Annotated in this window: 16 protein-coding genes; 6 read left to right on the plus strand and 10 right to left on the minus strand. The window is 57.2% G+C overall.

From position 1 onward, the window contains the following. Positions 1-103: 103 nt before the first annotated feature. The 4 genes from HZB29_13140 to HZB29_13155 form a co-directional block, all read right to left on the minus strand. Positions 104-316 (minus strand): HEPN domain-containing protein, encoded by a 213-nt coding sequence (locus HZB29_13140; GenBank protein MBI5816543.1) that lies wholly within the window; start codon positions 314-316, stop codon positions 104-106. Then, positions 303-656 (minus strand): nucleotidyltransferase domain-containing protein, encoded by a 354-nt coding sequence (locus HZB29_13145; protein MBI5816544.1) that lies wholly within the window; start codon positions 654-656, stop codon positions 303-305. The genes HZB29_13140 and HZB29_13145 overlap by 14 nt, the downstream gene beginning before the upstream one ends. A gap of 79 nt (positions 657-735) precedes the next feature. Further along, positions 736-1,761, minus strand: a complete 1,026-nt coding sequence (locus tag HZB29_13150; protein MBI5816545.1) for a hypothetical protein — start codon at positions 1,759-1,761, stop codon at positions 736-738. Continuing rightward, entirely contained in the window at positions 1,758-2,675 is a 918-nt protein-coding gene (locus tag HZB29_13155) for an ATP-grasp domain-containing protein (GenBank protein ID MBI5816546.1), read from the minus strand. Before HZB29_13155 ends, HZB29_13150 begins: the two co-directional genes overlap by 4 nt. A 105-nt stretch (positions 2,676-2,780) precedes the next feature. On the opposite strand from HZB29_13155, the gene HZB29_13160 reads away from it, so the two are divergent. The 5 genes from HZB29_13160 to HZB29_13180 are packed head-to-tail and all read left to right on the plus strand — an operon-like array spanning position 2,781 to position 7,812. Then, complete coding sequence (locus HZB29_13160) at positions 2,781-3,524, plus strand: NTP transferase domain-containing protein (GenBank protein ID MBI5816547.1); 744 nt, start codon at positions 2,781-2,783, stop codon at positions 3,522-3,524. Next, the gene (locus HZB29_13165; GenBank protein ID MBI5816548.1) at positions 3,521-4,639 is read left to right on the plus strand and encodes a glycosyltransferase; all 1,119 of its coding nucleotides are present in this window, start codon (positions 3,521-3,523) and stop codon (positions 4,637-4,639) included. Before HZB29_13160 ends, HZB29_13165 begins: the two co-directional genes overlap by 4 nt. Positions 4,640-4,663: 24 nt before the next feature. Beyond that, positions 4,664-5,743: an NAD-dependent epimerase/dehydratase family protein gene (locus HZB29_13170; protein MBI5816549.1), complete on the plus strand. Its 1,080-nt coding sequence runs from the start codon at positions 4,664-4,666 to the stop codon at positions 5,741-5,743. A 9-nt stretch (positions 5,744-5,752) separates the two neighbouring features. Further along, entirely contained in the window at positions 5,753-6,811 is a 1,059-nt protein-coding gene (gene waaF, locus HZB29_13175; protein MBI5816550.1) for a lipopolysaccharide heptosyltransferase II, read from the plus strand. After that, positions 6,808-7,812 (plus strand): flippase-like domain-containing protein, encoded by a 1,005-nt coding sequence (locus HZB29_13180; protein ID MBI5816551.1) that lies wholly within the window; start codon positions 6,808-6,810, stop codon positions 7,810-7,812. Before waaF ends, HZB29_13180 begins: the two co-directional genes overlap by 4 nt. On the opposite strand, the gene HZB29_13185 is transcribed toward HZB29_13180, so the two are convergent. From HZB29_13185 to HZB29_13210, 6 genes are all read right to left on the minus strand, one after another. Next, the gene (locus HZB29_13185; protein ID MBI5816552.1) at positions 7,788-9,146 is read right to left on the minus strand and encodes a radical SAM protein; all 1,359 of its coding nucleotides are present in this window, start codon (positions 9,144-9,146) and stop codon (positions 7,788-7,790) included. The two genes, HZB29_13180 and HZB29_13185, sit on opposite strands and share 25 nt — an antisense overlap. Before the next feature lie 105 nt (positions 9,147-9,251). Next, positions 9,252-10,133, minus strand: a complete 882-nt coding sequence (locus tag HZB29_13190; protein MBI5816553.1) for an exopolyphosphatase — start codon at positions 10,131-10,133, stop codon at positions 9,252-9,254. Further along, on the minus strand, positions 10,130-10,624 hold the full coding sequence (gene purE / locus HZB29_13195) for a 5-(carboxyamino)imidazole ribonucleotide mutase (GenBank protein MBI5816554.1): 495 nt from the start codon (positions 10,622-10,624) through the stop codon (positions 10,130-10,132). The genes HZB29_13190 and purE overlap by 4 nt, the downstream gene beginning before the upstream one ends. Before the next feature lie 57 nt (positions 10,625-10,681). Continuing rightward, positions 10,682-10,867, minus strand: a complete 186-nt coding sequence (locus tag HZB29_13200; protein MBI5816555.1) for a type II toxin-antitoxin system HicA family toxin — start codon at positions 10,865-10,867, stop codon at positions 10,682-10,684. Positions 10,868-10,927: 60 nt separating this feature from the next. Beyond that, positions 10,928-11,146, minus strand: a complete 219-nt coding sequence (locus tag HZB29_13205; protein MBI5816556.1) for a type II toxin-antitoxin system HicB family antitoxin — start codon at positions 11,144-11,146, stop codon at positions 10,928-10,930. A gap of 23 nt (positions 11,147-11,169) precedes the next feature. After that, positions 11,170-12,561 carry an FAD-binding protein gene (locus tag HZB29_13210; protein ID MBI5816557.1) on the minus strand — a complete coding sequence of 464 codons (1,392 nt, stop codon included), beginning with the start codon at positions 12,559-12,561 and terminating at the stop codon, positions 11,170-11,172. Positions 12,562-12,796: 235 nt separating this feature from the next. Here HZB29_13210 and HZB29_13215 point away from each other — a divergent pair, with 235 nt between their 5' ends. Then, the gene (locus tag HZB29_13215; GenBank protein MBI5816558.1) at positions 12,797-14,911 is read left to right on the plus strand and encodes a hypothetical protein; all 2,115 of its coding nucleotides are present in this window, start codon (positions 12,797-12,799) and stop codon (positions 14,909-14,911) included. Positions 14,912-15,030 lie beyond the last annotated feature (119 nt).

The following is a 15,030-nucleotide window of genomic DNA, read 5'->3' on the forward strand; positions in this document are numbered from 1 at the left end:
AAATCCATTCTTCCCTTGCCAGTTTTCCCGTTACCGTTTACTCTTTTCATGTGACCTCCTTGCTTTCCGTTGTTTTCGTTCAAAAACATGGTAGCAGGTGAGGTCATACCTTCGTTTCAACTAAGTTTAGGACACTTTCCATAGTCAGAAACGCTTTCAGATATTTTTCAGCGGCCTGTTGTGAGTGAAAACTAGAGGGGTAAAAGAGCTGCTCGCCGCTTAAAAGCAACGCCCCGGCTGCCTTTAAATCCAAATCGGCCTTGCGCAGCCATTCTGTCACAAGGTGAAGAATAACGTCCTCTCTATGCGGCGTCATAGATCACTTTCCCATACTTATTCGCCGGATAAGCGATTCCTCCTATCACATCCTTGGTGGCATCGAACCAATCGGTTGAAATGACGATAACATCGAATGGGCGCCCCATCCCGCTTAGTTTTTCATAGATGCGGAGGCTCTCCTCCCGTTGGTTCACCGGGGAGGGCTCCACGACTAACAAGTCAATGTCGCTGTCATCAGTCATAGCTCCGGCGGCGGCCGACCCGAAAAGGATAATCTTGTCCGGACTGGCCACCGACAAAATGCGCCTGATTATTTCAGACCTGAAAATCTCGTCGACCACCATCTTTACACTCCGGCTGTCCAGCCTTATGTTCATCCAGTTTATTAATTTTCAAAAGGTCAACCAGCGGCCGTCCACAAAGTATCTTATTAAAGCGTTTTTCTGAAAACAATACCTAGTTTTCAGATGTGGGCGCTCTTTTTTCCCACAACGCCGCCGCGCACGCGGCGGGATCGATCTTTTCCACGCCCGCATCGCCGACAGTTTTCATGAACATGTTTGATAAACGCAATAGCAACCACTTTTTATAAAACGCGCCTGAGCCGGTCAATACTATTGGGGCGCCGTGAAATCCGGCGCGGCCGCTCGCATGGTTTATACTTTCCGCTACCATATTTATATTCGCTTCCACTAGTTGCGATGCGATCTTCGCCATAGCGCTGCGGCCTATTATTTGCGGTTCGGACAGCACGAGCCTTGCAAGCCTTTTGGCGGCGGCGGACTTTGTTTTTGCTCCGCCGTCTGGAGTTGTGGCGGTGTATTGCGATTTCCCGATATGGCCGAGGTAAAGATGCGCGTCGCCGATGATCGAGAAGTATTCCGGACAAATGGGAATATCGCTGCCGTTGACTTGAAGCTCGCGCAATAACATGGCGGCGTTGGTCCGCAAATAGCCGGTGTAAACAAGCTCGCCGTGTCTCAGCCTTTGAAAATCGGTTTTTCCTTTCACCGCCGGGCGGCCGTTTTTGATTGGCAGAATGTCGGTGGTGGTGGAACCTATGTCCACGATCAAGCAGGTTTCCACATGCCGCGCCACCCAGGCGGCCGTGGCGGCCCAGTTTGCGGATGCCGCTTTTGCGGGATTTTGCAAGGCGGAGCCGGGCGTTATCAGGTTACCGTCCACATCCACAACTTTAGCGGGCGTATCGCAAAATACATCCTGCGCGGCGTTCACAATCCATCGCACTCCCTCCGCGCGCGACTTGAAAACGTCCGCCAGTTCGCCAGTCATGGTCAGCGCCACCGCGTCCGGCTTCGCTTTTCCTTTTATCGCCTTTAATAGCTGACGCAGCCGCTCTTTTTCCCTGAATATTTCGAACGGATGGATTTTGCGCGCGCCTAATATCGTCCGGCCTCCGTTAACGCGTGTCACCGCGGATTTCACATGCGCCCCGCCGATGTCCAGCCCCAGGATTTTCATTGGAGCGCAATCCTTCCATTGGATGTAAACGTGATGCGCCTGCGCGACGCTACTTGCGGTATATCCCCTCCCCTGGCCGCCGCCATTATGAATTCCGCCGGATTCGGCCTTATCGCCCCCGCAAGCCCGCAGAAGCTTGTGGTCAGGCGCGGGTTCACTTCCATGACCACCGGGCCATTGGGTGTCTTGATAAAATCAACGCCCCAGTAGCCTCGCAGACCATTAATCGCGCGGGATATCTTTTCGACGATATCAATGCATTCGCCCCATGGCGGGTCATCGAGTATCTCACCCCCCGCATATTTCATATCGGCGCCGAACTTCTGTTTGTTCACCGACAATATAACGCGCCAACGCGCGCCGGACACCACCGAAAGACTCATCGGGTCGCCTTCGATAAACTCCTGGGCGATCATTCCATCTGAGGGGTGAATTTCCAGCAATGCGCCTTCCATAATCGTAAAACCTTCCGATCCCGCCCCGTCCACAGGTTTTAAAATCCATCGCCCGTCAAACAACTGCTCCGGATCGAACGTTGCATCAACCGCATAAGTTTTCGGATGGGGTACGCCGGCCTTGTCCATTATCCGCGCGAACGCCAGCTTGTCCCCCGTTTGCCGGACAGCTTGAGGAACGCATCCCAGATTTATTTTCCCCGCCGTTTGAACCCGCGCCGTGATTTTTTCAAGCGTCCCAAAAGTCTCCGGTGCGATGACAAGCGCGGCGTCGCATCGTTCCAGCGCCTCGCAAAAGCCTTCGCCGCCGTTTACGGTGAACGGATCAATCCCATCAACCTTGCCGAAAGACTCCATCGCGGCGCACAGCATGGCGCGCCCTTCCGCCATCATCCCTGCGGACAGATCATCCCCGGCCGCGCCGCCACACGAAAGATGCTCGTATATGAAAAGTTTCATTTCCGTCTCTTTGCCAATGCAAGATTATCGTGCATCCCGGAAGTTCTCTCAAGCTCCCTCCGGGTTATAATGTCGAATCTGAATATTGTTGCGTGGAGCGTTCAAGTGACAATGAAAGAAAAGCTGGCGGTGGTGGTGATGGCGGCCGGTATGGGCAAACGGATGAAATCGGACCTGCCGAAGGCGCTTTTGCCGGTGGGGGGGAAGCCGATGCTGGGGCATATTCTGCAGACCGCCCGGTCGCTAAATCCTGAAAAGATCGTGGTGGTGGTGGGGCACAAGCGCGAAATGGTGATCGAGACGTTCGCCGCGCCGGATGTGGGCTTCGCCGTGCAGGACCCGCAGCTTGGCACGGCCCACGCCGTGGCCCAGGCGGAAGAGGCGCTGGCGGGCTTTATGGGGGTTGTGGCTGTGCTTTCCGCCGACGCTCCGCTTATCACGCGCCAAACACTGGAACGCCTGATTGAATCCAGGGCGAAGAAAAACGCCGCCGTGGCCGCGTTGACCGTTGAGCTGGACAATCCCGCCTCTTATGGCCGCATCCTGCGGGAGAACGGAAAAATCACCGGCAACGTGGAGGCGAAAGACGCCACTTCGGCGCAGCTTGAGATAAATGAGATAAACAGCGGTGTTTACGTGTTCGACAGTGGATTCCTTTTCGGCGCGTTGAAAAAAGTGGACCGCAACAACGCGCAAGGGGAATATTACCTCACCGACCTTATAAACATGGCCGCGCGCGCGGGACTGCCAATCGCCGGGATAAAGACCGCTGATCCATCCGAAGCGCTCGGCGCCAACACGGCGGAGGACCTGGACATTCTGGACAAGATACTGGCCGCCCGCCGATGATCATAGTCCTCGCGTGCAACTACAAGGTCGGGCAGACGGGGCATTTTTCCTGCCTCGCCCTGCAACGCATGGGGCACACCGTCATCCCCGTCACCCCCACGCCCGACGCGCCGGAGGAGTGGATAAAAGTTGATCCGCAGGTGGACGCCGTATCGCTCGTCAACGGCCTGAACCCGAAGCCGGACGCTTTTTTCTATGTGGAGGGGAGCGTGGGAGCGCCGTTCCTCCCCCGGCGGATCGACGAGCTTTCCATACCGGCAGCCTGCTGGCTTTACGATAACTATCTTAACTTCCGCTGGCACAAGGAGCTTTGCGCCCTTTTCGATCATGCATTTTTCGCCCAGCTCAACCGGGTCCAACTGGCGAGAAGCTATGGGCGTAACAACGTGGAATGGCTCCCCTTCGCCGCCGACGAGGAGTTTCACCGCGATTTCGGCGTGGCGCGGGACATCGACATCGGCTACCTTGGCACCATCACGCCGCAGAAGCAGAAATACTTCGCCCAGTTTGAAAAAAGCGGGATGAAAGTGGTGACCAACGAGCGCTATTACTCATACGACGAGATCGGCAGGTTCTATAGCCGCTGCAAGCTTGTTTACAACATCCTGGCCCGGCGCGACCTGAACGTGCGTTCCTTCGAGGCGCCCTGCGCCGGGGCGCTGGTGGTGAACCAGGGGTGGATAGACGAGGGGGCAAGGATGATATTCCCGGAGGGGCAGGCCGCCATGTACCACAATTTTGACGACGCCCCGCAGATATGCCGGAGGCTTCTGGATGATGACGCGGAACGCAAGCGGATGGCGGAGAACGCGCGAAAAACGGTGCTTTCCGGCCATACATACCGCCACAGGATGGAGAAAGTGATCGAAGCTCTGGGCAAAGGAGCAAGCAACGGGCGGATTGCGCGGAGCGGAGATTTTGCCGCGCCGCTGGCCGAGGGACTTATATGCGGACACCGGGACTTTAGGATGCGGGAGCGCGCCGCCGGAAAACTTTTCGGCGGAATCGCCCGTTCCCCTTTAAGAGCGGCGGCAAGTCTGTCAAAATACCTGCTTTGGCGCGTTTACGAAAAAGCGGAGAAGACTGTGTGGTCTTTTGGCAAGGCGCCTGTTTGACCTTTAACGGATAGGCGGTAGTAGATGGACATAGCGTTAATGACCGGATCGTGCGGCCTTGTCGGGTCGGAGTGCGTCCGATATTTCTCCCGCCACGGTTTTGGCAAAATCATCGGGGTGGACAACGACATGCGCGGCTATTTCTTCGGCCCGGAGGCCTCCACCGCATGGAACAAGGCCCGGCTCACCGAGGAAATACCGCAATACGCCCATGTGAACGCGGACATACGGGACGACGGCGCCATGGAGCGGCTTTTCGCGGAACATGGGCGCGACATAAAACTCGTCATCCACACCGCGGCGCAGCCGTCGCACGACTGGGCGGCGCGGGAGCCGAAGACCGATTTTTCCATCAACGCCAACGGGACGTTAAACCTTCTGGAGGCCACACGCAAACATTGCCCTGACGCGGTGTTCATATTCACTTCGACGAACAAGGTGTATGGAGACCTGCCCAACACCTTGCCGCTTGTGGAGCATGACCGGCGATGGGAGATTTCCGGGGACCATAAATATCACAAGCGCGGCATTGACGAGACGATGAGCGTGGACCAGAGCAAGCATTCGCTGTTTGGCGCGTCCAAGCTTGCGGCGGACGCCCTTGCGCAGGAATACGGCCGCTATTTCGGGATGAAGACCGCGTGCTTTCGCGGTGGATGCCTCACCGGGCCGGCCCATTCCGGGGCGGAGCTGCACGGGTTCCTTTCGTACCTGGTAAAGTGCGTGGTGACCGGCAAAAAATACACGATCTACGGATACAAGGGCAAGCAGGTGCGCGACAACATCCATAGCGACGACCTGGCCCGCGCCTTCCACCTGTTCTATCAAAATCCGCGCCCCGGCGAGGTGTACAACATCGGCGGCGGGCGATACTCCAACATAAGCGTGCTGGAGGCATTCGACATGGCGGAGCGGATCACGGGGAAAAAGGCGCTGTACGAGGTGACGGACGCGGCCCGCTCGGGCGACCACATTTGGTACATAAGCGACATCGGCAAGTTCGTGCGCCACTTCCCGGAGTTTGCCATCACGCACACGATGGAAACCATAATCGGCCAGATCGCCGCGGAGACCGAACGCAGGCTCGCCGCCGGACAGGCCTGAGACCATAATATGAACGCTGCCCCCCACTCCGCCCGCAAAATCCTGGCGCTGCGCTACAGGTCCATCGGCGACATCATATTGTCCAACCCGGCGCTGGCGGGGCTTCGCCGGACGTTCCCGCAAGCGCAGATACACATGCTGGTGGACGACGTGTTCGCGGAAATTCTCAACGGCAACCCGAACGTGGACAGGGTCATCACAAGCCCCCGCAAACCGGAAGGTCCGCAATGGAAAGCTGACCTTGAAATGGTGAAAACCCTGCGGGCCGAAAATTATGATATCACCGTGGACCTGCACGGCGGACCGCGAAGCTCCTGGTTCTCGCTTCTGTCCGGGGCGAAAATCCGGGCGGGGCATCCTTTCCGGTGGCGCAACCGCGTGTGCTACAACGTGAACGCAAAGACCCCGGCGGCGGACGACCATACGTGGAAAGTGCAGTTCCTGGTGGCCGAGGCGCTTGGGGCGAAGTGGCCGGACGAGCCGGAATTCATCCTGGCCGTTTCCGATGAAAGCCGCCGGACAATGGCGGAGAAAATGTCGAAAGAAGGATTTACTTTCGACAGGCCGCTGATACTGCTCCATCCCGGCGCCAGGATAGACGTGAAACGGTGGCCCGCCGACAGGATGGGGGAACTGGCGCGGTGGCTTGTGGACAAGAAGGGGGTGGCCGTGGCGCTGGCCGGATCGGCGGCGGACACGGAAGAGATAAAGCGGATAAGAGGCGCATCCGGATACGCCATCCCCTTTTTCACCGGCCTTTCGCTAGGCGAGCTTGCCGCGTTGATCGAACGCTCGGCGGCCATCGTGTGCAACGACTCCGGCCCGATGCACATGGCCGGGGCGCTCCACATTCCAACTGTGGCGTTGTTCGGCCCGTCCGACCCGCACGTGTGGGAGCCGGTGGGATGCAGAAAAATCATAATCACCCCTCCGCCGATGGACTGCATGCCGTGCGGCCAGAAAGGATGCCCGAAAGAAGGAAACCATTGCATGACGCGGATCGGGGTGAATGAGGTGAAGACGGCTGTTGAGCGTCTGGGAGTTCTGAACGGAGGCGTTGGGCGGTGATCCCGGTCAAAGAAAAAGTATCTGGCGGCAAATGGCTGCGCGTGGCTGTCTCGTTCGCCATTTTGGCCTTCATCCTCACCCGGGTGGACTTCAATGTCTTTGCCGGCACACTGTCAAAGCTCAATCCGGCGTGGATGCTCCTGGCGCTTTTCCTGATATTGCTGGAGCAGGCGGTGTTGGCCCTGTCCTGGATTGCGATGCTGGCGGGAAAAGGTCTCCATGTTCCCTTCCGCCCCATGACGCATATTCTGGTCGTGTCCAATTTTCTCGGTTTCGCGTTGCCGTCTGGCATGGGATCGGACGTGGTGAAAGTGGTGGGGCTTGCCAAGTACATGTCCAACACGAAGGAGGCGCTCTCATCGCTTGTGGTGTTCCGGGCGATTGGGTTTGCGATGTTGTTCATGATCGCAATATTGGCGGCGGCCGTTTTCCCGCGCCATTTGCCGGATAAACCGGTCATACACACCCTCATTCAGGCGCTGGCCGTCGTCGTCGTGGCCGGTATGGCCGGCGTGGCGCTGGCAAAACCTTTCCTTGACGCCATTGGCGGGATTCTAAAATTCGCCGGCATGGACAGGTTCCACGGGAGACTAGTGGAACTTCACGATTCTTTCATGGCATATGTGGCCAATCCGGCCTCTATGCTCAAAGCTTCCGCGGGGGCGTTCCTTATCCAGTCAAACAGGATAGCCTGCGTCTATATCGCCTCGCTGGCGCTGGGCCTTTCCGTGGACCCGGCGGACTTTTGCCTGTTCATCCCGGTCATCGCCGCGATGCTGCTCATCCCGGTGTCGGTCTCCGGCATAGGCGTCCGGGAAGGGGGTTTCGTCGTCCTGTTCGGCTACGCCGGGCTTTCGGCGGGCGAGGCGCTGAGCCTTTCGCTGACCACTTTTTCGTTTGATATCGTATTCATGCTCTTTGGCGGCGCTGTCTATTGGATCGCGGGATTTCCCAACGCCGAGGCGCTGACAAAAGCTCAGGACGAAAGCAGCAGCCTGTAGTTGCGCAGCATGAACCGGAATGCCACCTTCGCAAGGCGTGTCATGGAATATGGATAGTGGCGCAGGCTTTTTACCTTGACGATGAAATTAAGCTTCACGAACTTCTTGTAAAGTGCGTCTATCTCTTTGCGCGTGAGTTTCTCGGAGATGAAAACGCCGCCGCCGTGGCTGTCGGTGTTGTTGAGAAGGTCCCAGTTCATGTTATCGGACACAAGCCCACGGTTCTTCGCGTAATTCCACAGCGGCGTGCCCGGATAGGGAGTTATTATGGCCACGTCTATGGAGTCCACCCCGCTTTTTGCGATGAAATCATAGGTCTGCATTATTTCTTCTTTCGTCTCGTCCGGTGAGCCGATCATGAAATTGTCCAGCGCCCGCAGGCCCGCTTCCTTTAAAATCTTCACCGCGCGCCAGTTGTCCTCCACCGACATGTTGGAGCCCTTTAGGTACTTTAGCACCCTGTCGGAGCCGGACTCGAACCCGACTCCCACCGATATGGCGTTCATGTCCCTGAGCGATTTTGCCATGTCCGGCGTGACGACGTTGGCGCGGGCGTAGCATATGAAACTTGCCTTCTTGTGAAAACCGTTGGCCACCACCTCGTCGGCTATCTGGCGGAGCCGCTTGCGGTTTGAGACGAAAAGATCGTCGAAAAAATGTATCACCTCGACTCCATGGTCCACAAGCTCCCTTATCTCCTCTATTACCTGGCCCACCGGCACATAACGCACCTTGTCCCAATACCGGGCCGAAACGCAGAATGTGCATTCATATGGGCAGCCCCGGGAAGTGAACATGTACACCTGGGAACCATAGCCGAGAATGGACCGCTTCGGGCTGGGGACCTCGTCCAGCGAGGCGATCAGGGGGCGGGGCGACGTCCTCACAAGCTTGCCGCCGTGATTATAAACCAGGCCCGAAATGCCTCCCAGATGTTCAGGGTCGAACGCGTTGCGCTCCAGATAATGCCGCATCAGCTCCAGGAAAGTGATCTCCCCCTCGCCGACGACCCCCACGTCCATATCCTTGGTCAGGCACTGGGGCATGTATGTGATGTGTATCCCGCCGATCACCACCGCGCACCCCCTGGCCTTGGCGGCGGCGGCGTATCTCATAGCGCAGTTGTAGTTTGACGAGGTGGAGCTTATCGCCACGATGTCCGGCTTGAACTCTTCCAGGTCCTTGCCGAAATCCCCCGTCATGTAACGGAACTCAAAATGCCCCTCGCCCATATGCTTTTCCAGATAGGCCGACAGGTATCCCGGCCACAGGGGGCGGTAGGCGTCCCTCACCTGGGAATAAATATTGGCGTTGGCAAAAAGGATTTTTTTCATCAAGGGGCTCCGGAAAACATCATGGGAAACAACATATCCTATTATTTTACCCCATTACTGGATTTTGGCAAAATGCGCGGCCAGCGAAATGCGGCGCGAGGCTGGTTACGAAAGCTTCTCGACAATCTCGTTGATCACGTCGTCCGCGTCCTTGGACGGGACACGGCATGTGCCCGCGCCCGGATGGCCGCCGCCGCCGTAGCTTTTCATGAGCATCCCCACGTCCTTTTCGCACGTGCGGTTCAAAATGCTGCGCCCAACCGCGATCACCACGAAGGCCCGTTTGGACACGTGGAACGCCCGCACGGAAACGTTGGCCGTGGGGAACAGAGCGTAGATCAAGAACCGGCTTCCAATTGTCTCCTGCTCCACATTTCTCATGTCTGTGAGCACCACTGGCCCGCGCAGGCTGGAATTTTTCTGCAATAGCCCGGTGAAAATCTCCTGGTGCCTGAAAAACTCCCGGAGCCTGTTCTTCACCTCGTCCATGGCAAGAATTTCGGCTATAGGATGTTCCTTGATCAGGCCGATCAGGTCCATAAAATATTGCTGGGACGGCGGGAAGCCGGTGCGCGGGTCCACCGTGTTGGCAAGCCGCACCCATCCTTCGGGCCTTAAAATGTCGTTCAATGAAAGCTGGGCCGCGTCCACCTTGTCGGTGTCGTTCACAAGGTCCGCGTATTTGCCCCAGTGCGGCAGGTTGTAATGCTCCAATATCAGCCTGGCGCAGGACGGAGCAAGCCCATAGCGCCCCTTAAACGACTCCGGCCTGAATCCGGTGTCCGATTCGGACAGATGATGGTCAAACCACATGCCGCAATCCGGATCGTACGGCAGGTTGACCAGGATGTCGTCGGAGGTGACGGCAAGCTCCCGCGCCTGTATCACCTTGGGGTGGGTGAACCTGATCTCGGAAATGTCCTCCGCCTCCGTGAGCAGCACGGAGCACACCAACCCGTCAAAATCACCCCTCGTGATAATTCTCATATTCCCCTTTGTTGTATCCGCCTGTCCGCATCTTCCACGTCTGCGGCCATTTTATCCCTGTATTCCGCCAGCTTGCGGGCGATGCCCTTGTCGGTAAGCGCCATGATCCTGGCCGCCAGAAGCGCCGCGTTCTTGCCGCCGGCCTTTCCGATGGACACAGTCGCCACGGGCACCCCGCCGGGCATGTTCACCGTGGACAAAAGCGCGTCCACCCCGTTCAACCCCCCGCCGGCCATCGGTATCCCGATCACCGGCAGCAATGTCTCCGACGCCACCACCCCCGCCAGATGGGCGGACATCCCCGCCCCGGCGATTATCACTTTCGCCCCGGAGCTTTCCGCTTTTTTCACAAGCCTTTTCACCTTCGCAGGCGACCTGTGGGCGGATGCGATATGAAGTTCATGTTTGATCCCGAACCCGGCGAAGATTTTCACCGCCTCGCCCCCGGCGTCCATGTCCGACTCGCTTCCGAGAATTATCAAAGCGTCCATAATCAGACCGCCGTCATTTCTGGCGTTATCTTGCGGCAATCCATAAATTTGAGTCCGCTAAATGTTTTCATACGCACTTAAAAATTCCTCCCTGGAAATACCAGATTGCGAACAAATGATCCTGAGAGTCGATGATTTAATTTTAGGGTGATCAGGCATTGTCAATGGAGTAATTGATCCATCATGATTATTGCGCTTCATGACAATGTGCTCCCTTTCACGAACAATTTCAAATCCCGGCATTACAAACGCTTTTACAACTCTTGCTTTCGGCGCGTCCACCGGAAATTTCACAAAAGACTCTCAAACAGTCGTCTCGGCGACAAACACTTCTGTCACCGCGTCGCCGGGATCAAAAGCATCTTCCCCAAATACTTCTATATGGGTTTTTACGGCTGACCGCACATCGGCCAACGCATCTTCATAACTATCCCCCTGGCCGACAACAACACCCTTGAGTCCGACAGGATACGCAACATAACCGTCAGGATGCTTTTCGACAACTATTTTTATATGCCTCATCCCGTCATCCTTCCATGACTTTGTCAGACCGCCGCAAGGTCCGGGGTTATCTTGCCCGGATTCAATATGTTGTTCGGGTCGAACACGGCCTTTAACTTGCGCGTGATCTCCACACCGGTCTTCCCTATCTCATACTCCACATACGGCGCCTTGCTTATCCCGATGCCATGCTCACCGGAAAGGGTACCGCCGAGGTCCAAGCATATGCGGAATATCTCGTCCACCGCCTTCTTGGCCAAGGCGTACTCCTCCGCGTTCTTCTTGTCCGTCATCACGTTGACGTGAATGTTGCCGTCCCCGGCGTGGCCGAAGTTGACTATCGGCAGGCCCACCCGCTCCGACAGCTCCGAAAGACGCGCCATCAGGTCCGGTATTTTCGACCTGGGCACGGTGACATCCTCGTTGATCTTGGACGGGCGCAGCCGCAGGATCGCGGGGGATATGGACCTTCGCACGGTCCAAAGCCGCTCCACCTCCTCGTCGTTGGCCGCCACCTGGGTCTTCACCGCCCCGTTTTCCGCGCAAACCGACTGTATGCGCTCCATCTCCCGGCCCGCCACTTCAGGCGGCCCGTCCGTCTCTATAAGCAACAGCGCCGCAGCCTCGGTGGGCAGCCCGGCCTTAAGATAGTCCTCCACCGCCTTCACCGCGCTCTTGTCCATGAACTCCAGCGTACGCGGGATCACCTTGCCCCGGATGATGGCGGAGACGGTCTTCGCGGCCGAGTCCACTGTGGGGAACATGGCGAGCATCGTGCGCACAGCCTCCGGCTTGGGAAGCAGCTTGAGCCTTATCTTGGTTATCACCCCCAATGTCCCTTCCGATCCGACCATAAGCCTGGTCAGGTCGTATCCCACCACGCTTTTAACGGTCCTCGCCCCGGTCTGGATTATCTCCCCCGTGGGCAGCACCACCTCCAGCCCCAGCACATAATCGCGCGTGACGCCGTATTTCACAGCCCTTGGCCCCCCCGCCCCCATCGCCACGTTGCCGCCGATGGTGGATATCTTCAGCGACGCCGGATCGGGCGGATAGAAAAGCCCGAGTTTTTCCACTTCTTTTTGCAGTTGGTAAGTGACGATACCAGGCTCCACCAGGGCCGTAAGGTTATCCGTGTCCAGCTCCAGTATCCGGTTCATTTTCGTCATCACCAGCGTCAATCCCCTGTGGGTGGGAATCGCTCCGCCGACAAAGCCGGAGCCGGCCCCGCGGGCGGTGACGGCGAATCCATGCTCGTTGGCGAGCTTTAGCGCCCCGCTGATCTGTTCTGGCGTGGTGGGGAACGCCACCATTTCCGGGGCGCGTTCTTCGCCTGTGGCGTCGTAGCCGTACACCATCAGGTCCTCCCGGGCGTCTGTGGCGGCGCCGTGGGGGAAAAGTGATTTGATCCGGTCTTTTACGTTCTTTTCAATCATTTATCAAACCGCAGTCTGTTTACGCCTTATCTGCGAATGATAACACGCCGTTACGAAATCGGCTCGGAAAATAGACCGGAGTTGGACTTGAGCCGTATAAAACGCGAAAGATTTGATTGTCGGGCACGGAAACATAATATATATTCAGGATAGAAGTTGGCGAGTTTATATATCAAGACTACGCCTCGTATCAGCGTAGAGGTGGTTGATGAATTCAAAGCCGCGTAATGGCGCCATGGTCCGCAATCTGTTGGCCGCCATTATGCTTCCGCTGTCCATAGCAGGTTGTTCCGGCTCGTCCGGTTCCGCAAAATCCGCGGACACAACGGCAAAAATGGGCGTCTCCATAAGCATCACCTGGCCAAAGGACGCCACATACACCATATCCAACGGCAGAACATTAATTGGGGCTGTCTCCGCCTCGCCAAACGTTGTCACCCCTTTCACCGGGACTCCCACGATAACCTATATCTCGGTGGCCGTCACCGCGCCGGACATTCCAGTATCGCTGGTCTCCTACATATCCACGGTCTCGAACGCAAGCGGTTATTTCAACGGATGGATACTCGTCCCGCCCGGCTCATTGAGAAACTTCACCATAAGCGTTGGGCTCAGCGACGGCGGGATAATCTATGGCCGGGCCAACAATGTAACTGTGGGGCCCACCATGTCTCCTCTCAATATAGCAATGGATCCCAATGTGGCGCCGGCCGGAGCGGTGATCGATTGCGTTGACTACACCGGGGCCACCACCACAACCATTGGTTTCGGATCGTCGTGCAAATGTTCGGTGACCGATACCAACGCCAATGACTCGGTCTATTTCGACATGTCGGCGGTGGTGGCGGCGATCAACGGCAATGACCAGTGCACGAGCCAGGTTTGCATAAGCGAGGTGGGCTCATGGGACCATATATCCACATACGGCAATACGGTGGCCGTTTCAGGATGCCTGCCTGATACCGGGCCGTCCACGGCCATAACATTGGGGTGCACCGCGACCGACTCGCGCGGCGGGGTGACCAGCGCCGTGGCCAACATCCAGACAAACTGCTCCACCTCCATCGCCTTCGATTATCCGGGCTATGTCAACACGTCCACATTCACCATAGACGGATATGTCAGGTATTCCAACACTACCCCTTTCCAGGGCGTGACCGTATATCTTTGCACTGAAAATAACTATATCGCCGGATGCCCGACAACGGCTCCCGGGCTGGCGACAGCCACAACGCTGACGGACGTTAATGGTTATTTCGTGTTCAACAACGTCGCGCCGGGGACATACGCCGTCGGGGTGGACCTGAATGCGCTCATAGGATCCGGATACGCCGCCCAATGGATCATCCATGGGCCCATAACATGGCCGGACACCCTCTATACGCAGGATTACAAGGACATCACAGCCACAATGAATCCGCAAGGGGGCGGTGGGGCCACATGGAATGTCGCCAATCCCCTCGCGGTCAGTTGGACAGGCCCGGCCGAATCGGGCCTTTGCCTGGCGACGTTGTTTGACAACGGCGTCCAGGTGTACCAGTCATTCCTCTTCAATTGCGCCGCCGCCGGGAATTATACGTTCCCGAGTCTTTTGACGGCGGGGCATGCTTTCTACACATGGTACATTACCATTTATGACGTGGCCTCCAACTTTATTGCATTGGGATGGTCGGGCAATATCAGCGCGGTGGACATCACCCCGCCAAACATCACTTCCCTGTCCGCCGCGGTGAACGGCTTCAACGGCGGAATTGACATCACATACAATGTTACCGAGGCAGGCACATGGTGGTGCGCCGCCATCACCCCTTCCGGGGGCGGGGCTCCAGCCATCGGCGCCATCAACACCACGGCGGCTTCGTCCCTTGGCGTGAACACCATCACCCTTACGAATGACAATACAGTGGCCGGTTTTAATCCCGCTTCCACGTACGATGTTTACTGCGGATTCAAGGACGCATCGGCCAACCCAAGCGTGGTGGCCGCCGCCACCGGCAGCCCCATAACCGGGGCGGACACTTTGGGGCCGGTGGCCAACAGCCTGACCGCCGCGGCCAACGCGGTGTGGGGGGTCGACGTCACATTCGATCTGAGCGAGGGCGGCGCATACTATTGCGTATTGATGCCGTCGCCGAGCGCCGGCGGCCCTGCCAACCTGGCCGCTTTAACGGCTTTTGCATCGTACACCTCCGCCCCTTCATCGGCAGGCGCCAATGGGACGGTCACCCTCGTCAACGATTCAACCGGCGCGGTGGTGGCTTCAGCTACACAATACGATGTTTACTGCGCGTTCACTGATATCTACGGCAATCCGTCCACGGTCTATGCCGCGAGTCAATCCCTTTTTTAGTTGAAACTCCCGGCATGACCGTCACGCCGCTTTCACCATTATCTTCCCCGCCAGAGCCCGTTTCATGATCTCACGCAGTTCTGGCAGGTGTTTATAACCGCTCACTTTCCTCAACCTGG

Source organism: Nitrospinota bacterium (assembly GCA_016235255.1).
Taxonomy (GTDB): Bacteria; Nitrospinota_A; UBA7883; order UBA7883; family JACRLM01; genus JACRLM01.